The organism is Mannheimia glucosida, from assembly GCF_046267875.1.
Taxonomy (GTDB): domain Bacteria; phylum Pseudomonadota; class Gammaproteobacteria; order Enterobacterales; family Pasteurellaceae; genus Mannheimia; species Mannheimia glucosida.
Window position 1 is genome coordinate 1,993,198 of sequence record NZ_CP176502.1, and the last position, 23,523, is coordinate 2,016,720.

Sequence of the window (23,523 nt, forward strand, 5' to 3'; positions counted from 1 at the left end):
AAAAGGAAAAATTATGACACATTCCACCAAAACTCTCGTGGCGATAGCCTCCATTATCATTATTCTGGCAGGGATTAAATTATCCAATGAAATTGTTGTGCCATTTTTACTTTCGCTATTTATTGCCATTATTTGTTCACCAATGATCAAATTTATGACTAAGCGTAAAGTGCCATTATGGTTAGCTATTACCATCTTACTGATTGTCTTTATTTTGGGTTTTACCTTCTTGGCCGGCATTATCAATAGTACCTTGCAAGAATTTACTAATGCTATTCCGCAATACAAAATCCAACTTTCGTCTAGAATCCAGGTGATTCTAGAACTCGCTCATAGATGGCATATTCCACTTACCCTCTCACAAGAAGAGATTATGAGCAAATTTGACCCAAGCTCAATAATGAATTTGGTCAGCAAACTGCTAATGGGGCTATCCGGTGCATTATCGAATATTTTTGTGATTTTCTTAGTCGTCATTTTTATGCTATTGGAAATGCCGGTTGCCAAATATAAATTAGCCCTCGCACTTAGCCCAGATGATGATTTAAGCAACGAAAAAGAGTATATCAACCAAGTGCTTGAAGGCGTGATTGGCTACCTTGGGGTAAAAACCTTTGTGAGCCTACTCACCGGTGGATTAGTCTGGACTTTGCTTGAAATCCTAGGCGTAGAATATGCAATATTATGGGCAATTCTGACCTTCCTGCTTAACTACGTCCCGAATATCGGCTCTATTTTGGCGGGAATTCCAATTGTGATTCAAGCCTTGGTACTAAATGGCTTTTCTATAGGATTAGGCACTTTAATCGGCATTGTCGTGATTAATATGGTCGTAGGTAATGCACTCGAGCCTAAATTAATGGGCAAGAAACTTGGGCTTTCTACCCTTGTAGTGTTCCTCTCACTTCTATTTTGGGGTTGGTTACTCGGCACAGTAGGAATGTTACTTTCCGTTCCACTCACGATGGCGTGTAAAGTGGCATTAGAATCCAATAAAGCCACCCAAAAATATGCCGTATTATTTAGCGATTTAGAAGAAGTACCGAAAGAACAAAAATATCGTTAAATTCACTTGACGGAAGCAAAAGAGTTGCTAGAATTTGGCAACTCTTTTTTATTTTACATTATAAAATAAATTAGATTGTTCGGATGAAGGTAGCTGGAGAGAAATGAATTAACATTTCACCGACGAGGTAAACTCTTTCAGGTGCAGTGCAAACTGCGGGGACTGTTACTGGACGAACCCTTGGAGAGAGCGGATAAAAATCCGCCGCCGAAGGCGAAAATGCAGCAATGCGTGAAACGCTCAGGCAAAAGGACAGGGGAGAAAAGTTATACGATACAAGCGGTGATTTTTTGCTAATTCTTTGCAAAAAATCTCCGTTTTTTAACCGCTTGTCTCTTGCATTCCTTTTCTTTCCTTGTAAGCAATTTTTACGAGGAACACCAAATGTCTATCGACACTATTCTTAATCAAATCAACAATTTTGTTTGGGGTCCCCCACTCCTGCTTTTAATTTCAGGTGTAGGGTTATATTTAACCTTTTCACTCAAAGGTATTCAATTAAGCCAACTCGGACGAGCCTTTCGCTATATGTTCAAGCCGGAAAAAGGCAAAGGGCAATCGGGCGATATTTCGGCTTTTGCCGCCCTTTCCACTGCCCTAGCAGCTACTATCGGCACGGGGAATATTGTCGGCGTGGCAACCGCCATTCATTCGGGCGGACCGGGAGCATTATTTTGGATGTGGCTCATTGCCCTATTTGGTATGGCAACAAAATATGCCGAAGGCTTATTGGCAATTAAATATCGTACTAAAGATAGAGCCGGATTTGTGGCTGGCGGTCCGATGTACTATATCGAACTGGGAATGGGCAAAAAATGGCGTTGGCTCGCTAAAGCTTTTGCGTTTTTTGGCGTATTGGTTGCATTGTTTGGCATCGGCACATTCCCCCAAGTGAATGGCATTACCCACGCCCTAGAAAGCACCTTTGATGTACCGATTATCTTCAGTGCGATTATTTTAACCCTCGTTGTCACTGCAATTATTTTAGGGGGAGTCAGACGAATTTCTAAAATTGCAACCGTTGTTGTACCATTTATGGCTATTGGGTATGTCATCGCAGCTTTATCCGTCATTCTACTGAATATGGAAAAAGTCCCACAAGCAATTGTTACCATTGTACATGCAGCTTTTAACCCACAAGCGGCATTAGGCGGGGCGGTTGGTTTCACCGTCATGCAAGCGATTCAATTAGGGGTTGCACGTGGTATTTTCTCAAATGAATCAGGATTAGGCTCTGCCCCCATCGCCGCCGCTGCCGCTCAAACCAAAGAGCCGGTACGCCAAGGCTTAATTTCAATGACCGGTACGTTCTTAGACACCATTATCGTCTGCACTATGACCGGCTTAGTGATTGTTATTTCTGGAGCTTGGGCAGGTGATGTCAAAGGAGCAGAACTCACCACTACCGCCTTTACTCAAGGTTTAAACAGCTCATTCGGTGCGGTGATTGTTACAGTTGGTTTAGTCTTCTTCGCCTTTACCACCATTTTAGGCTGGTGCTACTATGGCGAACGCTGTTTTGTCTATCTCACTCGAGGTCGCACCCAATACATTAAATTGTACCGCTTGCTGTTTATTGCACTCATCGCCTCTGCTCCATTTTTACAACTCGATACAATTTGGACGCTGGCAGACATCGTGAACGGCTTAATGGCATTCCCGAATTTAATCGCATTGATTGCCTTACGCAAAGTGATTATTAGGGAAACAAAAGATTTCTTCGCCCGCCTTAAAACAGGCGAAACCGAATAAAAAATGATAGAATGAGGGCTAATTAGCCCTCTCTTTTTTGATAAATGAAATACCTTTATACCTTAATTTTTAGCTTATTTTTCTCATCGGTATATGCCGCCGAACGCCAGTTACAATGCAAAGTCGTTGGCATTAGCGATGGCGACACCCTCACTTGTTTGGTCAATAAAACACCACTAAAAATAAGGCTACAACATATTGATGCCCCCGAACAAGCGCAGCCTTACGGCAACAAAGCCAAACAAGCTCTGGCTCAATTCGTGTTTCAACAAAACATTACTGCCATAGTTTCAGGCTATGATCGTTACCAGCGACTACTTGCCACCCTCTATTTAAACGGCAAAAACATCAACTTAGCCTTAGTGGAAAACGGTATGGCATGGGCTTACACCACAAAGCGGGAATATATCGAAGCACAAGATCAAGCACAGCAAGCTAAAATCGGCTTATGGCAGGACAAATTCCCGATTAACCCGAGCCAATGGCGAAAAACACACGCCTCAACCTTACCACAAGCGGTCAAAAAATCGGAAAATATTACAATTCCGCCACCAACGATTGATTGCCAAGTTAAATTAAGTTGTAACCAAATCAGCAATTACGCACAGGCAAAACACTACTTTCAACAATGTGGCTGGAAAGAGCTAGACGGCAACAACGACGGCATTCCGTGCAATAAACTTTATCGGCAAGAACAGAAAAATAGGAATTAATTTATGCCTAACACCCAATTTCGCACCCATTTCCCTTTTTTTGAAAAATCTGACGGCTGGACGTATTTAGATTCTGCCGCTACAACGCTGAAACCTGATGTGCTGATTCAAACAACAAACGAATTTTATGCCTCTGCCGGTTCGGTGCATCGCAGTCAGTATGATTTACCACAAACCGAGCAATATGAATTAGCTCGTGATTTGGTCATGAAACGCTTTAATGTGGAAACTCGTGAGGCGGTAATTTGGACCAGCGGCACAACCCAAAGCATTAACACCGTGGCTTATGGCTTGGAGCATCAAATTGCAGAAGGTGATGAAATTGTGATTTCAGTAGCGGAACATCACGCTAATTTTATTCCTTGGCAGCAGTTGGCACAGCGTACAGGAGCGAAACTCGTGGTGTTGCCACTTAATGATAAGTATGAAATTGAGCTGGAAACCCTTAAAAATGCGTTATCGGAAAAAACCAAAATTGTTGCATTTAATTTAGTTTCTAACGTAACAGGAGTTCGCCAGCCAGCGGAACAAATAATCCCGCTTATCCGCCAATCTTGCTCTGCTAAAATTGTGTTAGATATTGCTCAAGCAGTTTGCTCAGAGCAAGTGGATGTTCAGAAATTAGATGCAGATTTCTACGCTTTCTCCGCCCATAAAATGTATGGTCCAAACGGTGTGGGTGTGCTAACCGGCAAATTGCAAAGTTTGGAGCAAATTCGACCGCTTGTATTTGGCGGTAAAATGCTGAAAAACATTACGGAAAGTGAATTAACTGTGGCAGAGTTACCTTATCGCTTGGAAGCCGGCACGCCGAATATCGCCGGCATTATCGGCTTTGGGCAAGTGCTAGCTTGGCTCGAAAAATGGGATTTTGTAGATCTTAATCGTCAGCTTTATGACTTGGCTGAATACACCCGCAAGCGGTTAAATTCTTATCAAAATTTGCAAATTATCGGGCAACAAAATGCACCGACTATTAGCTTTGTGGTGAAAAATCAGCACCCTGCCGATATTGCCGCTTTCTTAACCCAAAGTAAAATTGCGATCCGCCAAGGGGAGCATTGTGCCAAGCCTTATTTACGCCATTTAGAAGAGGTCGGAACAGTCCGACTTTCACTTGCCCATTACAATAATCAACAAGATGTTGAGCATTTTTTCAACGCTCTAGATTTTACCCTTGAAATTTTGCAAGAAAGCTAAGCTAAATCAAAAAAATACGTATTTTTTAGTAGAACGAAAAGGCTGAATATTGTAACCTTGCACCAGTTTCCAATTTAACTTTAATTTATCAACAAGGTGTTTTTAAATGAGTAAAAAAATCAAAAAAATTGCAGTATTAACCAGTGGTGGTGATGCACCAGGAATGAACGCGGCAATCCGTGGTGTGGTTCGTACCGCACTTAATGAAGGTTTAGAGGTTTGTGGTATTCAAGACGGCTACTATGGGCTTTACCACGATAAAGTGATCCCACTTGACCGCCGTTCCGTGTCTGAAACCATCAACCGAGGCGGTACATTCTTAGGTTCTGCCCGCTTCCCTGATTTTAAAAGACCAGAAGTTCGCAAACATTGTGTTGAAACCTTAAAAAAATACAGCATTGATGCATTAGTGGTTATTGGTGGCGATGGTTCTTATATGGGGGCTAAATTATTAACCGAAGAATTTGGCTACCCTTGTATCGGTATTCCGGGTACGATTGACAATGATATTGTGGGAACAGACTACACCATCGGCTATCAAACTGCCCTTGAAACCGCATTAGATGCGATTGACCGCCTGCGTGATACTTCAAGTTCACACCAACGTATTTCGATTGTGGAAATTATGGGTCGCCACTGTGGTGATTTAACCCTAAGTGCTGCCCTCGCCGGTGGTTGCGAATATGTGATCGTACCGGAAAAAGGCCTAGATAAAGATGCATTAATGCGAAGCATTGAAGAAGGTTTCCACAAAGGTAAACGCCATTCAATTATTGCAATTACAGAATTGATGACCGATGTTCACGCATTAGCGAAAGAAATTGAAGCCCGTTTTGGCAATGAAACCCGTGCAACCGTATTAGGTCATATTCAACGTGGTGGTTCGCCTTGTGCCTTCGACCGTATTTTGGCCTCCCGTATGGGCGTCTATGCGGTGGAATTATTACTGCAAGGCTTTGGCGGTCACTGTGTCGGTATTCAAAACGAGCAGCTGGTTCACCACGATATTATTGATGCGATCAATAATATGCGTCGTCCATTCAAAGAAGAATTATTTGAAGCCTCTAGAAAATTATTCTAACTTTTCTTACAATTTAAAGGCGGCTGTTTAGTCGCCTTTTTATTTGCCACATTAAGAGGGAAATTGAATGTTCAAAGAAAAACCCGTTATATCCAACCAACACGGTGCATTAGCAATGGCAATGTTGCCGTTTCTCTACGCCGTTATTGAAAGTGGTTTTACCGCTTTGCATATTTTCTTTGGGCTGTCGTGGCTATTTCTCTACTTCTTTTCCTACCCTTTTCTCTCGCTTTTTAGTAAAAAGCCAACTGAACGCAATAAAAAATGGGCGAAAATCTACTTTAGCTTAAGCCTGCTGTTTGCCTTACCGGTGATCTACGCTCAGCCTTCGATTTTGCAATTTTTACCGATAATTCTACCGCTTGGGTTAGTACAAGTTCACTACGCCAAACAAAAGGATGAACGCAATTTATGGAATGATATTGCCGGCATTCTAACCTTTGGCATAATGGGAATGGCAGCTTATTATCTGGTGACAACACAATATCAGTTTGAGATTCTGCTCCACCCAACCCTATTTTTTATTGCCACCACTTTCTATATAAAGAGTATAGTGCGAGAGCGAAGAAACCCAATTTATATGGAAATCAGCATTGCAATACACTTGGTTTTGGCAATGTTTTACATTCTCTGCTCTCTACAAGCGGTCTTTTTTGCTTATTTAATTGCAACTGTTCGAGCCATTATTGTGCCAAGCTTTGGCTGGAATGTTAAACAAGTTGGCATGCTTGAATTTCCTGTTATCCTACTCTTTTTAGCAAGCCTCATTTGGTAACAAATTGCACCTTAATCAATCATTAAGGTGCAATCAAAACCATTATTTCACTCGAAACACTTTTACATTGCTGTAGCCATTCTCTTTCAAATAAAGAGCCTGTAGTTTACTCATTACCCCACGTTGGCAATAGAGCAAGTAGGTTTTGCTTTGGTCAAGTGTGCTAAACTGGCTGGAAAGTTTATAAAACGGGAGTTCTTTCACTTGTACTCCCTCCAAACGGAATGGAGCTTCATCCACTTCTTCAGGGCTGCGAATATCCAGCACAACATCGTTTTCGCTCAATTCTGTTGTGGTTTCAACCGAAACAACCTCTTTTTCTGTTTGTTGAGCAATCTCACGAATATCTAAATAACTTGCTGTTTGAACTGCTTGTTCCAGTACCTCAAAATTAAAGTTGCCTTCTTCTTCCAAGATTTTTGCTTCGATCGCTTTAACCGTTGGATTTTTAGAAATTACTCCACAGAACTCCGGCATTGATTTAGCAATATCGTCAGTGCCAATCGCTTTTGCCATTGCAATAATCTGCTCTTTATCGTGAGTGATGAGCGGACGTAATACCAGCGTATCTGATGCCTTATCAATTAAACGTAAATTAGTCAGTGTTTGACTCGAGACCTGTCCTAACGCCTCACCGGTCACAATCGCTTGAATATCAAAACGCTCGGCAATACGGCTTGCCGCCCGTACCATCATACGTTTTAATACCACGCCCATTTGTCCGTTATCGACTTTTTCTAAAATCTCACCCACTACATTTTCAAAATTAATGGCGACAAAACGGACTTTATGTGAGGTACTATAACGGCTCCAAATATGATATGCCATCTGTTTCACGCCAATTTCGTGTGCAGCTCCGCCTAAATTGAAGAAACAGTAATGCACACGAGAACCACGACGGATTAACATATAGCTCGATACACCCGAATCAAAACCACCCGAAATCAATGACAACACATCTTCTTGTGTGCCGATTGGATACCCACCTAACCCTTCGTGGCGAGCTTTAATCAGCAACATTTTATCGTGTTCAATATCAATTCTGACCGTCACATCAGGGTTGGTTAATTTCACTTTCGCTGTTTCAATCCGCTGATTCAACCCACCACCGACATAACGTTCTACATCAAGCGAACGGAAATCGTGCTTTCCTTTACGGCGAACACGCACGCTAAACGTTTTACCTTCAAGATCGGCTTTAACCGCAGCATAAGTCTGCTCAAAAATATCGTGCATATCCGTAAAAGGGGTTTCCTCCACTTCTAAAATATGGTGAATACCCGGCGTGCGTTTAAGCAAATCCAACACTAAGGCTGTTTCTTCCTCCACTTTCGCCCGTACTTCAATAAAGTCCCAATGGCGAACCACAGACACATTTTCGGTCTCTTTTAATAATACGTTGCGAATATTTGAGGTTAAAATTTTGATAAAGCGTTTTCGAACAGAATCGCTTTTAATCATAATTTCAGGGAAAAGTTTGATGATAAATTTCATATTTAAATAAGAATAGTGTGACAAAAATGGCGAGTATTTTAGCCTTTTCTGCTGAAAAAGCCCAGAAAAAGAAATCCTCGACTAATGCCGAGGATTTGCAAAATACCTGTCAAATTAGACCGCTTGTAAATGGTTTTCATACGCCAGCAAGGTATTTTGCATTAACATTGCCACCGTCATCGGGCCGACTCCACCGGGAACAGGGGTAATAAATGCCGCTTTTTGTGAGGCAACTGAATACTCTACATCACCTTTTAGTTTGCCGTCTGCTCCACGGTTAATCCCTACATCAATCACGATAGCACCGTCTTTAACCCACTCCCCGGGAATAAATTCAGGCTTGCCGACTGCCACAACTAAAATATCTGCTTGGCGAACGTGATGCTCTAAATCTTTGGTAAAGCGATGAGTAACTGTGACTGTACAACCACCAAGCAACAGTTCTAACGCCATCGGGCGACCAACAATATTAGACGCACCTACAATCACTGCGTGTTGACCATATAAATCTACCCCAGTTGTTTCAAGCAACTTCATCACACCGTATGGAGTGCAAGGGCGTAAAGTGGGAATACGCTGAGATAAACGCCCAACATTATAAGGGTGGAATCCATCAACATCTTTATGTGGTAAGATGGCTTCAATCACTTTAGTCGAATCGATCTGTTTAGGTAACGGTAATTGGACTAAAATCCCATCGACCGAATCATCTTGATTCAACTTTTCAATCAGTGCTAATAATTCAGCCTCTGTGGTTTCTTCGGGTAAATCATAAGATTTCGACGCAATCCCAATTTCGGCACAGCTTTTGCGTTTACTCCCCACATACACTTGAGAGGCTGGGTCATTCCCCACTAAAATGACCGCAAGACCAGGGTTACGTTTACCCTGTTCAAGATAATGAGCGATTTTCTCACTCACCTTTTTTTTAATTTGTGAAGAAACCTCACTCCCCGAAATAATTTGTGCAGTCATTACTACCTCCCGAAATATCACTTGGCAAAACATTCGTCATTCTCTCAAAAAATAGCCTTTTTGATAAGCTAATTTTGAATAACGGATAAACTTCAATCATTTAAGCCGACATTCACAAAAAAAGATTGACTGTTGTGCAAAGAAATCTATAATCAACAACATCTTATGTCGGCGAGTAGCGCAGCTTGGTAGCGCAACTGGTTTGGGACCAGTGGGTCGTAGGTTCAAATCCTATCTCGCCGACCACTTCTTTTTATATTATCTTCATCTGCGCCCTTAGCTCAGCTGGATAGAGCAACGCCCTTCTAAGGCGTGGGTCAAAGGTTCGAATCCTTTAGGGCGTGCCATTAATTACCCTTATATTTCAAATAGTTACATTTAAATATCAGTTATTAATTTTCTATGTCAAAAATACTTTGTGACTAATTTGTGACTAGAATTTAACTGAGTTAGCGTGGTTGAGTAAATGGTCTGCATTAAGATGGGCATATTTCTTTACCATCTCTAATGTTTCCCAGCCACCCAATTCTTTTAAGGTAAATAATGGTGTGCCGGCCTGAACGTGCCAACTGGCCCAAGTATGCCTTAAATCATGGAAATGGAAATCAACCAATAAACATTTTTCAGTCGCTTTGTTAAATATTTTGCGGTTAATATCTTGTAATGCCTGCCCTTTGCTTCCTACAAAAACATATTTAGGATTTTTCCCTCTCTGCTTTTGTAATAATTCAATTGCATCATCATTAAGTAAAAGCGATCTCGCTTTTTCAGATTTGGCAATATCATTCGAAACAATCGCTACTTTACGGATAAAATCTATTTTATCCCAAGTCATAGAAAGTATTTCTGTTCGCCTTGCTCCTGTTAATAAAGCAAAAGAGCAGATAGTTTTCATCCAATCAGTACTAATATTATTAATAAACTGCTTGGCTTGTTCTTTGGTAATCCAACGAACCCGGATAGGTGGCTCTTTCTTTTTAGGGATAAACGGCATTTTATCAATATATCCTGCCTGATAAGCTAATTTTAAAATTCGCATTATAGAGGTTCTATATTTATTCTTAGTAGAATTTGTCAATGGCGTGTCTTTTAACATATGCTTTTCTGGAATCGCCCCCAGTATTTCATCGCTTGTTAAAGAACTTAATATTCGACCAGCAAAAATATTTCGATAATAAATTGCGTGCCGTTTTTTGGTTGCTGTATCCTCTTTTCCTTCCGCATCTTTTAGAAATAAAACCAATGCATTTTCAAAGAGATAATCAGGTTTTTGATCTAGCTTATCAATTTGCCACAACTGAGCTTTTAATTTATCGTGGTATTGCTGAGCTTCTTTTTTTACAGTTGTTTTAATAGTGCGTCTAATTCTTTCTCCACTAGGGGTGTAGAGGTCAATGTAATAGACGTCACCTCTTTTTCTGATCGGCATAATTTTTCCTCTCCGACCGATAGAGCAAGCCCACGGTCATTATTAGATCGTTTTTTCAACAAATCAAGATTTGATTTATCAACTCGCCATAACCGGGAGCCATCCATTTGGTAAAATCCCCATCGATGTCGATTATTGAACACAGTCCAATAGGATACATTAAGAATATTTGCCACCTGTTTAATGCTTAATGTTTCCACATTATTCTCCAATAAAAATCCCTCGTTTAGAGGGATTGAATTAAATAATTATTTAGCCGTAGCCCTATCCAACGCATACAAAGTACAGCCATACTATTGCCAATGGCTTTATAGCGTGGACTATCAGGGCATTCATCGGCGGATTTGTTGCGGTAGGGGATTTTCGTCCAATCATCAGGAAACCCTTGTAACCGTTCGCATTCTCTTGGGGTTAGTTTTCGTATAGCCGTACCTGTAGATACAGCGTGAACATCAGTTCGGGTCAAGGTGTAGCTTACGCCACTTTCGTCAAAGCCGTTGCCATTCCCACCGTTCTCGGGTTGTCTGCCGATTGTATTGCACTTGCCGGCAATACAAGGCACATTTCCACCACCAGTTCCCATTCTTGCTTTCAATGTTGGCGTTTTGTCCTGAATTTCGCTAATTCGTACAGCTTCAGCACCTTTTACTTCAAATAAGACATTCTCTTGCCCGTTGTTTCGACCTAAACAATGAGCTTTGTTTTGGCTGATAATTGGATCTTGCGTACCGTGAACAACTAGCGTCTCACTCCCGCCACTCAAAGCCCTCCCCTGATGCTTTAACTGTGCCGCCTTTGTCGGATTGGCGATACGTTCCAAAGCTGCTTTCAATAAAGCCGGTAACACTTTGCCCCTTGTTTCTGCTCGCCTCAATATCCCCTCGCACGCTTTTTGGCTCAATGAGTATTTGGGCGATACTTCGTTTTCTAGCACTTGCCACAAGGAACACTCTTTTACGGCGTTGGGCGACACCGAAGTATTGAGCATCGAGGACTCGCCAAGCGATAGTTCGGGCTGAATGCACATAACCAGCGTTTGTCCATTTTTCCCCTGCCGGTTGTAATGGCTCACGCTCTTGAACCAGTCCAGCCAAAAAGTGTCCGAATGCGTTGTCCTTGGTGGATAGCACACCGGGTACGTTTTCCCACACGAGGACGCAGGGTGGTTGTCCGTTTTGTTGTCTGACATAATCAATAGCCTCTAAAATATGGATTAAAGTAAGGGTTAAATTCCCTCTGTCATCATCTAAACTCTCACGCTTGCCCGCTATGCTGAATGCTTGGCAAGGGGTTCCCCCAACCAATACATCAGGAACAGGGATTTCGCCGTTTACGATTTTTTCGGGTAGAGCGGTCATATCGCCTAGATTTGGCACATTGGGGAAACGGTGAGCTAATACCGCACAGGGGAATGGCTCAATTTCGGAGAACCATAAAGGCTCGCCTAAACCGTGCCACGCTACGCTTGCGGCTTCGATACCGCTACAAATTGAGCCGTAGGTGAATTGCATTTTTTCTCCAAAAAATAACCGCTTGCGGAACAAGCGGTTATCCATCATAATCATTGTAGATAACGTGAGCTTTTGGTTTGATATGTTTGGCAGTATGAGCTAATAACCCACTACCACCAAATACATCTATGATTGTCCAACCTTGGCCGTCATCAGGAATATTCTCATTTAAAATTTGAGAAACCTGAGCTAGAAACATTCGTTTCTGACCTACAAACGGAAGTGGGGCTTGTTTAAAGATTTGCTTTGCCATAGTTCTCCTATGGCGTTCAGGCGTTCTTAACGCTAAGACACTCAATTCAGTTAAATTTATTGATTGATTTACAACGTACACATTTAATTTCTAAATGTTGTACATCTTTCGCTTTTGCCAATAATTTTTGGCAATACTTACAGCGGAACTCAATTAATCTTAATGATTGCATATAAATACACTTTTACTTCATTTTTTGATAAAATTCCGCCTACCTAGCTAGGTGGCGGCGTATGGCTATATGCAAGCGTGCTTTGCGTAGCTGGCATCATAAGTGTTGCTGCACTTATAATGTCGCCGTTTTTTAAAAAGATGTTCGCCATTCACCTTTTGGCATTTCGTCCGTTACATCAGATTTTGCCCACTTGAGAAACTGAGCAACGCTCACCTTAGGATAATGACTACCTGCTCTAACAGTTGGGCTGTCATATTGAATAACCTCTTGATATTCATTCTTATAAAATTCTTTTCCAATCCATAATATTTGGCGGTCGTTAATTTCTCGGCAAAAATTTGTTTGCTTTTTCTTTGCTTCATAAACGTGACCGACAATTAAATCTTGGCGGGTTAATTCAAACTCTTGTCTTGTTCCCATTATTTATTTTCCTCATACATCAAAAATCCATTTTGGATTTTTGTCAAAGGTAATCGATATGCTCCCCATTCATCTTCAATGATATATTCATCATTTCGGAATGCTGATTGACCAACGATTCGTCTTGGGTCTTCCGTGTGTTTAACTTTCACTAATGCACCATTCAATGCTTTAGTGAGATCAAAAGGTTTACTCATAGAACACCTCTTTAACTAATTTTTTGTAGCCATTGAATGTAATCTCCATTGGCGGTAGATAATTTCAATGGCGAGTTTTTTCATACATTCTGGCAGATAAAAATATTCCTACCATCGATATAAGGATTCCCATTCTATCTACCTGTTCGATGTTGATCACCAAAAAAGCCGTATTCATCATAAGCAAAGACAGCCAAAGAGTAGATGAATTTATAATTTTCTCAAACATATTCACCTCAAGTATTACCTTTCAAGGCCTCCAACACAGCAACCGCCTCTTCTTTGGTATTAAACTCCAAGTCAAGCCGCCAAATAGAGCCTTTATCAAGGTGGGATTCAGGATAAATGCTATCAGTTAATGGCTTAGGCAAACCTTTGGCATTGTCCGATGATTGAGGTGTGTAAATTCCACCACCTAAAAGGGCATATCCTGCAATATCTTGCCAGCTATCTTGGTGATTCTGTCCGCCATTGAGTATTCGTGCGATTTTAACTGCAATCATTTCAAGGGCTTCTTTTTGAGTTAAGTGTAAACCTTTGTCGTAATACTTAATAAGGCGTTTGATTTCTTGAGACGCTTCAGCACAGGTTGTAAAACTACCGTGGGTTGATTGGCGTTCATCTAAAATATCTTGGGTTGTTTTCATGGTTAATTTTCCTTAAAAAATAACCGCCTATCATTGACAGGCGGAGGTGGGGTGTAAAGATTATTTCATTCCTAAATTTAACCCGTGTTCGGCTAATGCACTCTCAACATCCATCAGCGTTTTTTTACCTGATAATGGCAATTTAATAACATCTACAACGGTCATCTTAACTAAATCACCGACATAAAAAATGCTTGCACCAATTAGGATGTTACGCGTTCTGGATTTAAGGTTTAAAAAACCTATTGGCTTAGATAGTATCTCTGGGCTTTTTTTATCTCCATCTTGTGGAATATCGGGGTATTTATGCCAACCGTCTTTGAGACTGTACAGATGCCACAATGTCCCGTCATCACATAGAGCGGATATGTTGAACATGTCGCCCAAACTATCGCAAGCCATTGAGCTTTCGCAGATTTGAATAATTTTTCTCATATTTTTTTACCTACTAAAAAGCCCCTTGCGGGGCCGTATCTCAGAACGGAATATCATCATCAAAATCTCGTGATTCTGAATCTGTCATTACGTGGTTATATGGATTGGTTGGCGGTGGGTTTCCTGCCGGTTCGGTTGCCCAATTATTATTGCTGTTTCCGTTATTTGAGCTACCGAGCATTTGTAACTGGTCGGCGATGATTTCGGTTGTCCAGCGGTCTGTGCCGTCTTGGGCTTGCCATTTGCGAGTGCGTAGTTTGCCCTCAACATAGACTTGTGAGCCTTTTTTCAGGTATTTGCCAATAATGTCAGCTAAATTCCGAAAGGCGATAATGCTATGCCATTCTGTGGCTTGTTTTTTATCGCCTGATACTTTATCCGTCCATTCGGTCGAAGTTGCCACACTGATTTTGGCGACCGGGTCGCCGTTTGGCATTGTTCGTAATTCCGGGTCGTTACCTAGGCGACCGACAATAATCACTTTGTTAATTCCTGCCATTGTTATGTCCTTTTATCGTTTTACTAATCTAATATGTTCGGTTATCTTGAACTCGCACTTTTCCGGCTTGCAGTTGCCGGTTGGTATGATTTCTTCGTTCTCACTGCATTGCATTAGTAGGCTAATAGCAATTAAAACAAGCAACGCAGCTAATCCGTATCGGATATGCTTAATCATTTAACACTCCATTCTTTTTTGCTTTTGAGTAAACATCAACTTGTTAAACTCAACAAAAGCAGATGGCGGTAACTCGCTCTTTTGGCGGTATTCTGCTTTCAAAGCTTCATATTGATGTTCAGAAAGTAGGTAATAAGGCTTTTCTTTCGCCTCCTTGATAAACTTCAAAACTGCTTTTTTGTCCCATTGATGGATTAATCTCCTGTCACCGCAGGTAGCACGCCTCACCATTTGAGACTTAGGAAAAAATGGTCTCCGTTTCCGGCGGTCATCACTGCCCCAACCGTAGAGATGCGGAAGTGACACACCTAATAACTTTGCTACTTCCGCCGAGCCGATAAATTCTGTTTTAGCCATTTTTACCTCCGCAGTATTGGTTGCCGTTGCTTTCCACTTGCCAAACTCCTTGATTTCGTTCGCATTTGTAACGTTGCATTTTTATGTGGTCGTCATAATCCATTCGCCCGACAATGCCTAGTAGCAAAATTAGCAAGGCAAATGGGGCAAGTTGTTTCATTTTGTTCATAGGATTGTCCTTTCGGGTAAAAAAGCCCACGTTTTACGGTGGGCAAATGGAGCGACTTGCGTCTAGTTGTGGGTATTCCGAAACACACTTGGTGAAATATGCTTTGGAATAAATGCGTGTCTGCCCACGCCGTCGCCCGTCCGGCTTTCGCCATTCCGTCGGGTGCTGCTTGTATCCGTACTTACTCAAACTTGAGATAAGCGTGATTGCTTAGGACAGATACCAGTGTTGCCTTTTCAGCTCTCCACACCTTGCGAGTGTGTTGCCTAAACCTTGCCACCTCTGTTTGGCAAGTCGTTCAAATTTGTATGTCAGGGTCTAACCAACCTTGCCGAACTATCAACTTTAAATTGACAGTTGCTCGAGGTTGTTAATATCGTCCGCACAAGCATCTAATTGTTAAAGAGCGTTGAGCCGTAGCTCGTTTGATGGAAATATTTTAAGAAAACTTAAATTTTAAGTCAATACAAACTTAAGTTTGTTTAATAAAAATTTTAAGACTTCTTAAAAAATCAATTGGTTACGAGTTTTTACTTGATTGTTTTTTAAACTAAAAAATCTGATTATTGAGATTGTGATATTGCTCACAGACTAGAAAATCAGTTTTTGGGAGAATAGGGACATTGATTATGGAGGTTGTATGAAAAAACTACTGATGACTTTATGTTGCTTACCTGCTTTTTCTTTTGCCAATGAAACTGGGGAAAATTGTTCTAAGGTTGAAGATAATTCAAAACGCTTGGAATGTTACGATAGTGTCTTTATAAAAAAAGATGCCGGCAAAGATGAGGCTACCGTTGAAAAATCTAAGTGGGAATATGAGCAAGAGAAAGATGAACTGCGTAATGCCACAACTTATCTTGCTAGAGTGAGATCGACTAATACAATAGATTTTGGTTTTCCTTATGATTCATCCGGACTGAATTTAATGCTACGCAAAGACCCTAAATATGGCAATGATGTCATTTTCAGTATTCATGGGCAGTTTAATGGCTGTATGATTGATAGTTGTAAAATTACGGTGAAGTTTGATGATGGTAAATTGGAAAGTTATCGAATGGTAGGGGCAGATGGCGGCAGCAATGATACGCTTTTCATCGAAAATGCAAAAGCAATGAAAACTTTTGTAGATAAGCTGAAAAAGTCGAAAAAATTAATTGTAGAAGCGAGCTTTTATAATTATGGCAAAGGGCAATTTACCTTTGATACACAAGGTTTAGAATGGAAACATTTTTAATCGGGAAAAAGCTACGTAGATGCGTAGCTTTTTTGATTAGATATGTTGGGGCAAAATAACTATTTCAGCCTCAAAAATTTGTTGGTCGAAGAAAATTTGGCGTTGCCAAATAAGTGCTTGTGAAAGCTGACGAAACACAAATCGTTCAGGTGCTATTTTTTGTAGTGCTAACTCAAATTGCTTGTAAGTTTTTTCTAAATTCTCTAGTGCGTGCGTTGGTTTCTTAGCAATTCGCTTATTCCAAACCACTTCTTGATGATACAGCCGATTTCTAAAACGCATAATTTGCTTTAATGTATTGTATAAATCCTTAAAATTACTAAATCTATGTCCAAAAATAGGCTTTAATACACTTTGCCAGTAGGCAACATGTTGATTACGCTTTATATCATAATTAAACAGATTTACCCAAAATCCAAAAGAAATGTGAGAAATGATGTCATTTTCATTGTAGTTACGCCCACATTCACTAATGGCTTTTTGTAGCTGGCGTTTAGATTCTGCATTAAGAGGAGCATTACTATCATTCGCTAGAAAATGAAAGAATTCGTATAAATTATGATTAGGTGCAGCAAGGCGTAACAACTGACTGACTTCATTTCTTAGTGCCACCTCTATTTCTTGAATCAATGAAAAATAAATTCCTGTTCGATGTTGCAAGGCAGTATAAATTGCAATCGCTTCTTTCTGTTTTGTGGGATCATTTCGGAAAAAGCAAAATAAATATGTACTCAGCCGACTTTCTGAAATGCTTATCACTTGTTTGGACAACATATTTTCCTTTACTCAAGTTTAGTTTAATGTAATAATGCTTGTACTGGCAACGGACCCGAAGCCCCAGACGTAGGAGCTGGATCGCTTTGTAAAGTGTGAGAATCGCTTGTTTGCGGTTCAGAAAAGGTAGGTTTTTTAAACCTACCTTTTCTTTATCTACACTGTTCTTCCAACCATTTCTTAAATGTTTCTTTTTTCCAACGAGCTTTCCCCAAAATATATAAATCAGGTTTAGGAAATGAAATATTCTTTTCTAATTCTTGATGGACTAACTCAATATGAGTCTCATACATTCTTCTTGTATTATACACAGTAGCACCTAGCCCTCCATTTATACGCAAATGATGGTTAGGCAAATTAACCAACTCTTGAAACTCATCTGCCCCAATACCTAACCTTTGGATAATATCATTTGCGGAAAGTAATTCGGCAGAACCTTTCATTATACTGTTGATCATTTTATCCTTTGGTGTTGATGCAAGTTGTGCCTCAACGATAGCCTGTTTTACATCTTTAAATTCTGTCATATTTATTTCCCCTTATCTCTTTCTACGATAAATACGATGCTCTACCATTGTGCCGATAATTCGGATTTCTTGCTTTAGCGTTGATAATTTATGGTAATCGGGATTAAGAGCGATCAGCTCGAAATGTTGTCTTCCGTGTTCGTCTAAGTCTTCTAACGGGCGGTATTTTTTGAAAGTAGCCTCATAATCACCATTAATAGCTGCCACAAACTCACCGGCGTGAGGTTGTTCTGTTGGGTCAATAATAACAACATCACCTTCAATAAAATCAGGGTTCATTGAATCGCCTTTGATTTCTAAAGCAAACGCATTTTCAGATACATCAAGATCAGTAAGGATATATTCATAATCCCCACAGGTTTCACGAAAATCTTCAATTCCCGTCCATTGTCCGGCTTGAATATAGCTAATTAATGGGACTTTAGTCATACCGAGGCTAGCAGGTAGAACATTAGACTCTCCATTACCACGCAAGAGCCAACTAATATCGCATTGCAATACTGTAGATAAATCCAAAATATTCTCTGAATTTGGCTTAGTCGTACTACTTTCCCATTGAGATACTGCAACGTGTGAGACCCCTTTTAACGCAGTAGCAAGATCTTTCTGTGTCAATTTTAATTCTTTTCTACGGCTTTTAATTCTATCGCCCAAGGTCTGAGTATTCATAGTATCCCCTTAAAGGTAAAAACAAAGTTGCTGTTAAGTTATCTTAACATTTATTGACTTAAGTTTCCTTTAATTGTATATTTAAGAGGTCTTAAATAAAATTCAAGAAAGGAATTAAGAAAATATGAAAAAAGATGATGTGCTCGAACATTTCGGAACTCTAGAAAAAGTGGCGGCAACTTTAGGGATTAGTGTATCTGCTGTTTCTCAATGGGGCGAGATTATTCCTGAGAAAAATGCGTACAGATTACAAGAGATCACTGCCGGCAAGTTAAAGGTCAAACACTCACTTTATAGAAATAGAAGCAAATAAAAAACCACCGCTGTAACGGTGGCTTTCATACATAATTAAACACGAAAGGTATTTTCGATGAATCAATTATTAAACATTTCGGCACCAAAAGCAAGCATTACGATGAGTAGTCGTGAGATTGCTGAGTTGTGCGAAAAAGAACATCGACACGTTACTCGTGATATAGAAGCGATGTTTAGTCAATTAGATATTCCTGCCGAGGGGTATGCCCATTTTTGGACACACCCTCAAAATGGGCAAACATACCGGGAATTTCGATTGCCTTACGATTTAACCCTTACCCTAATTTCCGGCTATAGCGTGATACTTCGCAAGAAAATTATCGACCGTTGGCAAGAGCTAGAAAGCAGACAAGGTATTCCACAATCTTTCTCTCAAGCTCTACGGTTGGCGGCAGAACAGCAAGAAGTGATTGAGCAGCAGAATCATCAATTAGCCATTCAAGCCCCGAAAGTCGCATTTGTGGAGCATTATGTTGAGGTGGGAACGACTAAATCATTGCGAGAAACCGCCAAAATCCTCAATTTTCCAGAAAAGCGGTTGATTGAGTGCTTAGAACGGGATCGGGTGCTATACCGCCAATCCGGCAACTTACTCCCCTACCAAGACAAACAGGCTAAACAGCTTTTTGCAGTAAAAACCGGCACGGCAGAACACGGTCATAATTTTACCCAAACGAGAGTAACCGCCAAAGGGATTGAATGGATCGCTCAACGTTACGCATCGGAGTTAGGACAATGAGATTTACATCAACCATAAACAACGTCCGCTTAGTAGAGTGGGAAATCAACATCACTCAGGGGGCATTGGTCGATTTAATCAATCAAGCCTCCAGTTGGGCAAAAGCGGTGGTTATTGACGGCATAACCTATTACTGGATGTCATTTAGCAAAGTATGCGAAGAGTTGCCTGCTGTATTTAGCAAAGAAGATACTGTTTACCGCCAATATAAGGTGTTGAAAGAAAAAGGCATTATCGACCACTTCAAAATGGACGGTAAAGATTATGTCCGTTTAACTGAAAAAGGATGTGAATGGAATAAATTCGAGCCGATCCGAGAGTCGGAAAAAAATCCGAGTGTCGGAAATCAATCCGAACAAACTCGGAAAAATTTCCGAGAAAGCTCGGAAAAAAATCCGACAGATAATAATACTAATTATAAAAACAATAATGATCATACTACCCCCCTTAATCCCCCAACGGGGGAGCCTGCCCCGGCTGAAGTTGTGTTGAATTATCTCAATTCGGCTTTGGTAACCTTGGCGGTACAGCTTGGCGAGCGTAAGCCAGTAGGTTATTCACTCAAGCCGTGGGAGAAAAACATCGCAGCACGGATTCGGGAAAGTTCGGTGGCGGACTGTTGCCAAGTGGTGGACTACCTTGTTGCCAAGTGGGGGCGAGACGGCAAAATGCGTGAATACCTCTGCCCGAAAACGATTTTCCGCCAATCCAATTTTGCGGATTATTTGCCAAAATCGACCGCTTGGGCGAGCAATGGCAAGCCGGTTTGTGTAAATGGCAAGTGGGTTGCACCAGCAGAGCTAGAAAAACGCTTGATTATGCCAACGGTAGAGGAAGTAAAAGCCTTGTTTCAGAAATCACTAAGTGGCAATCCGTTTAAGTCGTTGGATTTCAGCAATAAACGCAATTTAGTGATGTACCACGCCACCATCAACACCAAAAACAAGCGACCACTTGAGCGAGATTTGCCGATGATTATCAGCCAAGAAATTAAAAATGCCGTTGAGCGTATCGACCGGCTAAAAGTACCGACATTTTCGTAAGGATTAGACAATGACAGATTTTGACAAAGACAGCTACCAAACACCTAATGATTTGCGTAATTGGCTAAATCACCGCTATGCGTGGTTCCACATTGACGGTTGCTCTAACGGACAAAATGCGTTGTACACCTATTGGATTGGTAAAGCGGCGGACGGTTTAGATGATGATAAATTAAGTTGCCAAATTGCCGATGATTTCTTGGCAGACAACTTGTTGGATGTGTTATTAGATCGGGTGGCTGATTGGGGCGAATTACTCCGTATCTTCGTTAATCCGCCATATAGCAATCCACTGCCGTTTGTACAACGGGCGGCAGAGCTGAAAAAAGCCGGTCATTTAGTTGTAATGTTGTTACCAGCGGATAAGACTACAGAATGGTACACCATTATCCAGCAACACGCTAATGAGGTTATAGACATCATAGGCTATCACGATGAAAAAGGCACTTGGCGGACAGGGCGGATTCAATTTATCAACCCGGTAACAGGTAAACCGGCACAAGGTAATAATAAAGGCTCGATGATTGTTGTGTTTGACCCATTTATTGAGGGCATTGTAACTCGTCAGATGCCACTAGATAAAATCAAGGAATGGGGAAGATAAAATGAATTATTGGGAATTATTTATTGGTATTAGTGCGGTGATTGGCGTATTCATTTTTTTACTATGTGTTGGTGTATTTATGCTGCTCGTTAAAGCCTATGATGATACCGAGAAATGGGGGCAATGATGGCGGAAGGTTTACTACTCACTCCCTATTTTCAAACTGAAGTCGGTATTGTGTTTTACCGTGTGCCGAAAGATGTTTCTCCTGCCGCATTCGGTGAGCGGACATTATTGCGACCGGCACCGACTGATTTAGCGACGGTTAAATCAGGTAAGGTTGCAAATTTTTCGGAAAATTCGACCGCTTGTAAAGAGCTGGCGGCGTTTGCGAAATCAGAAAACGTGAGAGCCGTATTAAATAAACGTGATAGATATAACAACGAATTTCCGTATATGCGATTTGTGAAATCTATTCAGACTTGCCAATGCCGAGATGGCAAATATTGCCACACGGAAAAAGTGCTGGTAGAGAATAAAAACGGTGCGGTGCATATTTGCTGGCATCACGACAAAATGAGAATGGACGGCGAAATTTCAACAGAAAAATTAGAAGAATTGGCGGATGAAAACTGGGAAAGGTTTATCGCCCAACAAATCCGCTTAACCTTACGCAAAAAACAATCTACCGCTATTGAATTTGCGGACTTAGTGTTGTTTGCGAGTATCAAAGGTTTGCTTGATGAATTAGACAGCAACGCATTACAGCAGTTTCTCGGCTATCCACCACTGAATAATAGCGGTGTGAGCCAAGAAAGTAATATAGGCTTTGATGATGTGCCGAATGCCCGGGCCAATCTCAAAAAATGGGCGGAAAAATTAAAACTGAAAGTCGAACCGGAACCGTTGGCGGCATTTATGGCAAAACCGAAATTACAGCGGTTTGAATGGCGTAAGTGGTTGCAGTTTGTAAAAGCACAACCTTGTATGTGTTGCGGTAAACAAGCAGACGATCCACATCATATTATTGGCTATGGCGGAGCGATGGGTAGCAAACAGCACGATTTATTTGTAATACCACTCTGCCGAATCCATCACGATGAGTTACATCGTAATGTGGGTAAGTTTGAGCAAGATTACGGCTCACAGTTGGAGTTGTTGATTAAGTTTTTAGACCGAGCGATAGGTTTGGGGGCGTTAGAAATTGATGGTTGAATTAGTGCTGCCCTATCCGCCAAGTGTAAACGACTATTGGCGGTGGGTAAGCAAAACAAGACGAGTGGTGTGTAAACGAGGCAAAGATTATCAATGGGCAACATTTATTGCGAGTCGAGAGAAACCCTCATTTATAGGACAGGTGGAAATTGAATGCGATGTTTACTTTCCCGATAACCGAGATCGGGATTTGGATAACTTAGGCAAGTGCATTTTAGATTCGTTGGTATATAGCAAAGTCATTGTTGATGACTCCCGGCACTATGTCAAAAAGCTGACATTTGAGGACAAGGGCAATCAAAAAGGCGGTGCGGTAATTGTAAGGATTAAGGAGAGGTTAGATGTTAATTGATATTAAAGGTATTTTACGGTTTTGGGGCTATTCCGCCAACGGCAGACTCGGCACAGAATTTCCCTGCGTGGCGGCAGGTATGAAACCCGCCGTGCCGGCAAGCAACCACCGCATATTGCGTTTAACTGACGAGTCCATTTTTGAGATTGACCGCTGTATCAAACAGCTTAAAGAGCAAGAGCCTCAGCAATATGAGGTGCTGATTGGTCGATATGCAGCAAGGGTGTCTGATACACAAATCGAAAAAGTATTAGGTATCAGTCACTCCACATTTAAACGAGAACTGGCACAGGCGGAAATGTATGTGCTGGGTGTGGTAGTTGGGTTAAAATTGGCGTTGGTGGTTTAAATAATGTGATCTATATCACTATACCATTCCTAAAAATACGATAAAGTATAAGCTCCTTTTACCTATGGAGATTTTGAAATGAAAAAATTATTATGTCTGTTGCCATTTATAGCCTTTGCTCAAGCAAAAGAATACACCCCGTCACAATTAAAACAAATGATTAATTCTGGGAATTATCCTCAACAAGGAGAAGCAAAATCCGAATCAAGTAGAATGGATTTCTCAGATTGCGTGCTTACGACTAAAGCACTCTTATCTGAGATAGCCAGTAATTACCCAGTATCTACCATTGTTGACACTTCTATGGTTTATTCCGTGAAAGCTTGGGTTAATGACGCAGCTCTTACTGTGACTTGTTCACAACCAGATGGGAAAAGAGTAATTACTCAATCAGCATACAAATAGAATCGGTATAATTCTTAATTACTTACGGA

At 41.0% G+C, this 23,523-nt stretch carries 30 protein-coding genes, 2 tRNA genes, 2 pseudogenes and 1 riboswitch; of the genes and pseudogenes, 18 read left to right on the plus strand and 16 right to left on the minus strand.

Annotated elements, in window-relative coordinates:
* Positions 1-13: 13 nt before the first annotated feature.
* From ACJ7Z2_RS09530 to ACJ7Z2_RS09555, 6 genes are all read left to right on the plus strand, one after another.
* Positions 14-1,066, plus strand: a complete 1,053-nt coding sequence (locus ACJ7Z2_RS09530; RefSeq protein WP_126301832.1) for an AI-2E family transporter — start codon at positions 14-16, stop codon at positions 1,064-1,066.
* 170 nt (positions 1,067-1,236) lie between these two features.
* Positions 1,237-1,332: riboswitch (glycine riboswitch) on the plus strand.
* Between the two features lie 118 nt (positions 1,333-1,450).
* Positions 1,451-2,818, plus strand: a complete 1,368-nt coding sequence (locus tag ACJ7Z2_RS09535; RefSeq protein WP_154704524.1) for an alanine/glycine:cation symporter family protein — start codon at positions 1,451-1,453, stop codon at positions 2,816-2,818.
* 44 nt (positions 2,819-2,862) lie between these two features.
* Entirely contained in the window at positions 2,863-3,531 is a 669-nt protein-coding gene (locus ACJ7Z2_RS09540; protein ID WP_409500135.1) for a thermonuclease family protein, read from the plus strand.
* Positions 3,532-3,534: 3 nt separating this feature from the next.
* Positions 3,535-4,731 (plus strand): aminotransferase class V-fold PLP-dependent enzyme, encoded by a 1,197-nt coding sequence (locus ACJ7Z2_RS09545; protein ID WP_409500136.1) that lies wholly within the window; start codon positions 3,535-3,537, stop codon positions 4,729-4,731.
* 106 nt (positions 4,732-4,837) lie between these two features.
* On the plus strand, positions 4,838-5,812 hold the full coding sequence (gene pfkA, locus ACJ7Z2_RS09550; protein WP_006251855.1) for a 6-phosphofructokinase: 975 nt from the start codon (positions 4,838-4,840) through the stop codon (positions 5,810-5,812).
* A 67-nt stretch (positions 5,813-5,879) separates the two neighbouring features.
* A complete protein-coding gene (locus tag ACJ7Z2_RS09555; protein ID WP_409500137.1) occupies positions 5,880-6,587 on the plus strand; it encodes a YwiC-like family protein in 708 nt (235 codons plus the stop codon).
* 42 nt (positions 6,588-6,629) lie between these two features.
* Here ACJ7Z2_RS09555 and thiI read toward each other — a convergent pair whose 3' ends face one another.
* Together thiI and folD are read right to left on the minus strand one after the other, a co-directional pair.
* Positions 6,630-8,081, minus strand: a complete 1,452-nt coding sequence (thiI, locus tag ACJ7Z2_RS09560; RefSeq protein ID WP_409500138.1) for a tRNA uracil 4-sulfurtransferase ThiI — start codon at positions 8,079-8,081, stop codon at positions 6,630-6,632.
* A gap of 114 nt (positions 8,082-8,195) precedes the next feature.
* Positions 8,196-9,056 carry a bifunctional methylenetetrahydrofolate dehydrogenase/methenyltetrahydrofolate cyclohydrolase FolD gene (folD, locus tag ACJ7Z2_RS09565; protein WP_409500139.1) on the minus strand — a complete coding sequence of 287 codons (861 nt, stop codon included), beginning with the start codon at positions 9,054-9,056 and terminating at the stop codon, positions 8,196-8,198.
* 169 nt (positions 9,057-9,225) lie between these two features.
* Between folD and ACJ7Z2_RS09570 the strand changes: the two genes are divergently transcribed.
* Together ACJ7Z2_RS09570 and ACJ7Z2_RS09575 are read left to right on the plus strand one after the other, a co-directional pair.
* Positions 9,226-9,302, plus strand: a tRNA-Pro gene (locus ACJ7Z2_RS09570).
* Between the two features lie 24 nt (positions 9,303-9,326).
* Positions 9,327-9,403: transfer RNA gene (locus ACJ7Z2_RS09575), tRNA-Arg, on the plus strand.
* An 86-nt stretch (positions 9,404-9,489) separates the two neighbouring features.
* On the opposite strand, the gene ACJ7Z2_RS09580 is transcribed toward ACJ7Z2_RS09575, so the two are convergent.
* From ACJ7Z2_RS09580 to ACJ7Z2_RS09630, 11 genes and pseudogenes are all read right to left on the minus strand, one after another.
* Positions 9,490-10,485 (minus strand): site-specific integrase, encoded by a 996-nt coding sequence (locus tag ACJ7Z2_RS09580; protein WP_134916721.1) that lies wholly within the window; start codon positions 10,483-10,485, stop codon positions 9,490-9,492.
* A 226-nt stretch (positions 10,486-10,711) separates the two neighbouring features.
* Positions 10,712-11,996, minus strand: a pseudogene (locus ACJ7Z2_RS09585) (DNA cytosine methyltransferase).
* A 40-nt stretch (positions 11,997-12,036) separates the two neighbouring features.
* Positions 12,037-12,249: pseudogene (locus tag ACJ7Z2_RS09590) on the minus strand (hypothetical protein); the annotation flags it as partial.
* A 46-nt stretch (positions 12,250-12,295) separates the two neighbouring features.
* Positions 12,296-12,421 (minus strand): Com family DNA-binding transcriptional regulator, encoded by a 126-nt coding sequence (locus tag ACJ7Z2_RS09595; RefSeq protein ID WP_409500140.1) that lies wholly within the window; start codon positions 12,419-12,421, stop codon positions 12,296-12,298.
* A 132-nt stretch (positions 12,422-12,553) separates the two neighbouring features.
* Complete coding sequence (locus tag ACJ7Z2_RS09600; RefSeq protein ID WP_409500141.1) at positions 12,554-12,844, minus strand: hypothetical protein; 291 nt, start codon at positions 12,842-12,844, stop codon at positions 12,554-12,556.
* Positions 12,844-13,041, minus strand: a complete 198-nt coding sequence (locus ACJ7Z2_RS09605; protein ID WP_409500142.1) for a hypothetical protein — start codon at positions 13,039-13,041, stop codon at positions 12,844-12,846. The genes ACJ7Z2_RS09600 and ACJ7Z2_RS09605 overlap by 1 nt, the downstream gene beginning before the upstream one ends.
* A gap of 236 nt (positions 13,042-13,277) precedes the next feature.
* Positions 13,278-13,688 carry a DUF6378 domain-containing protein gene (locus ACJ7Z2_RS09610; RefSeq protein WP_409500143.1) on the minus strand — a complete coding sequence of 137 codons (411 nt, stop codon included), beginning with the start codon at positions 13,686-13,688 and terminating at the stop codon, positions 13,278-13,280.
* 60 nt (positions 13,689-13,748) lie between these two features.
* A complete protein-coding gene (locus ACJ7Z2_RS09615) occupies positions 13,749-14,123 on the minus strand; it encodes a DNA-directed RNA polymerase subunit alpha C-terminal domain-containing protein (RefSeq protein ID WP_409500144.1) in 375 nt (124 codons plus the stop codon).
* A gap of 40 nt (positions 14,124-14,163) precedes the next feature.
* Positions 14,164-14,622 carry a single-stranded DNA-binding protein gene (ssb, locus tag ACJ7Z2_RS09620; protein WP_409500145.1) on the minus strand — a complete coding sequence of 153 codons (459 nt, stop codon included), beginning with the start codon at positions 14,620-14,622 and terminating at the stop codon, positions 14,164-14,166.
* A 177-nt stretch (positions 14,623-14,799) separates the two neighbouring features.
* Complete coding sequence (locus ACJ7Z2_RS09625; protein ID WP_409500146.1) at positions 14,800-15,156, minus strand: hypothetical protein; 357 nt, start codon at positions 15,154-15,156, stop codon at positions 14,800-14,802.
* Positions 15,149-15,325, minus strand: coding sequence for a hypothetical protein (locus ACJ7Z2_RS09630; RefSeq protein ID WP_409500147.1), 177 nt, complete (start codon positions 15,323-15,325; stop codon positions 15,149-15,151). The genes ACJ7Z2_RS09625 and ACJ7Z2_RS09630 overlap by 8 nt, the downstream gene beginning before the upstream one ends.
* A 640-nt stretch (positions 15,326-15,965) precedes the next feature.
* Between ACJ7Z2_RS09630 and ACJ7Z2_RS09635 the strand changes: the two genes are divergently transcribed.
* A complete protein-coding gene (locus ACJ7Z2_RS09635) occupies positions 15,966-16,562 on the plus strand; it encodes a hypothetical protein (protein ID WP_409500148.1) in 597 nt (198 codons plus the stop codon).
* Positions 16,563-16,598: 36 nt separating this feature from the next.
* Here ACJ7Z2_RS09635 and ACJ7Z2_RS09640 read toward each other — a convergent pair whose 3' ends face one another.
* The 3 genes from ACJ7Z2_RS09640 to ACJ7Z2_RS09650 form a co-directional block, all read right to left on the minus strand.
* Entirely contained in the window at positions 16,599-17,336 is a 738-nt protein-coding gene (locus tag ACJ7Z2_RS09640; RefSeq protein WP_094945954.1) for an Abi family protein, read from the minus strand.
* Between the two features lie 152 nt (positions 17,337-17,488).
* Positions 17,489-17,863 (minus strand): hypothetical protein, encoded by a 375-nt coding sequence (locus ACJ7Z2_RS09645; RefSeq protein ID WP_094945953.1) that lies wholly within the window; start codon positions 17,861-17,863, stop codon positions 17,489-17,491.
* A gap of 12 nt (positions 17,864-17,875) precedes the next feature.
* Positions 17,876-18,532: a LexA family protein gene (locus tag ACJ7Z2_RS09650; RefSeq protein WP_409500149.1), complete on the minus strand. Its 657-nt coding sequence runs from the start codon at positions 18,530-18,532 to the stop codon at positions 17,876-17,878.
* Positions 18,533-18,656: 124 nt separating this feature from the next.
* Here ACJ7Z2_RS09650 and ACJ7Z2_RS09655 point away from each other — a divergent pair, with 124 nt between their 5' ends.
* The 9 genes from ACJ7Z2_RS09655 (at position 18,657) to ACJ7Z2_RS09695 (ending at position 23,494) form a co-directional block, all read left to right on the plus strand.
* Positions 18,657-18,845 (plus strand): Cro/CI family transcriptional regulator, encoded by a 189-nt coding sequence (locus tag ACJ7Z2_RS09655; RefSeq protein ID WP_006247792.1) that lies wholly within the window; start codon positions 18,657-18,659, stop codon positions 18,843-18,845.
* A 57-nt stretch (positions 18,846-18,902) separates the two neighbouring features.
* Complete coding sequence (locus tag ACJ7Z2_RS09660) at positions 18,903-19,586, plus strand: phage regulatory protein/antirepressor Ant (RefSeq protein ID WP_226318296.1); 684 nt, start codon at positions 18,903-18,905, stop codon at positions 19,584-19,586.
* Entirely contained in the window at positions 19,583-20,629 is a 1,047-nt protein-coding gene (locus tag ACJ7Z2_RS09665; RefSeq protein ID WP_409500150.1) for a conserved phage C-terminal domain-containing protein, read from the plus strand. The genes ACJ7Z2_RS09660 and ACJ7Z2_RS09665 overlap by 4 nt, the downstream gene beginning before the upstream one ends.
* 10 nt (positions 20,630-20,639) lie before the next feature.
* On the plus strand, positions 20,640-21,233 hold the full coding sequence (locus ACJ7Z2_RS09670; RefSeq protein ID WP_409500151.1) for a DNA N-6-adenine-methyltransferase: 594 nt from the start codon (positions 20,640-20,642) through the stop codon (positions 21,231-21,233).
* Between the two features lies 1 nt (position 21,234).
* The gene (locus ACJ7Z2_RS09675) at positions 21,235-21,360 is read left to right on the plus strand and encodes a hypothetical protein (protein ID WP_015484691.1); all 126 of its coding nucleotides are present in this window, start codon (positions 21,235-21,237) and stop codon (positions 21,358-21,360) included.
* Positions 21,360-22,388, plus strand: coding sequence for a DUF968 domain-containing protein (locus ACJ7Z2_RS09680; RefSeq protein ID WP_409501135.1), 1,029 nt, complete (start codon positions 21,360-21,362; stop codon positions 22,386-22,388). Before ACJ7Z2_RS09675 ends, ACJ7Z2_RS09680 begins: the two co-directional genes overlap by 1 nt.
* Complete coding sequence (locus tag ACJ7Z2_RS09685) at positions 22,381-22,740, plus strand: RusA family crossover junction endodeoxyribonuclease (protein ID WP_409501136.1); 360 nt, start codon at positions 22,381-22,383, stop codon at positions 22,738-22,740. The genes ACJ7Z2_RS09680 and ACJ7Z2_RS09685 overlap by 8 nt, the downstream gene beginning before the upstream one ends.
* Positions 22,730-23,089, plus strand: a complete 360-nt coding sequence (locus ACJ7Z2_RS09690; protein WP_409500152.1) for an antiterminator Q family protein — start codon at positions 22,730-22,732, stop codon at positions 23,087-23,089. The genes ACJ7Z2_RS09685 and ACJ7Z2_RS09690 overlap by 11 nt, the downstream gene beginning before the upstream one ends.
* Before the next feature lie 78 nt (positions 23,090-23,167).
* A complete protein-coding gene (locus ACJ7Z2_RS09695; protein WP_134916738.1) occupies positions 23,168-23,494 on the plus strand; it encodes a hypothetical protein in 327 nt (108 codons plus the stop codon).
* Positions 23,495-23,523: the final 29 nt, after the last annotated feature.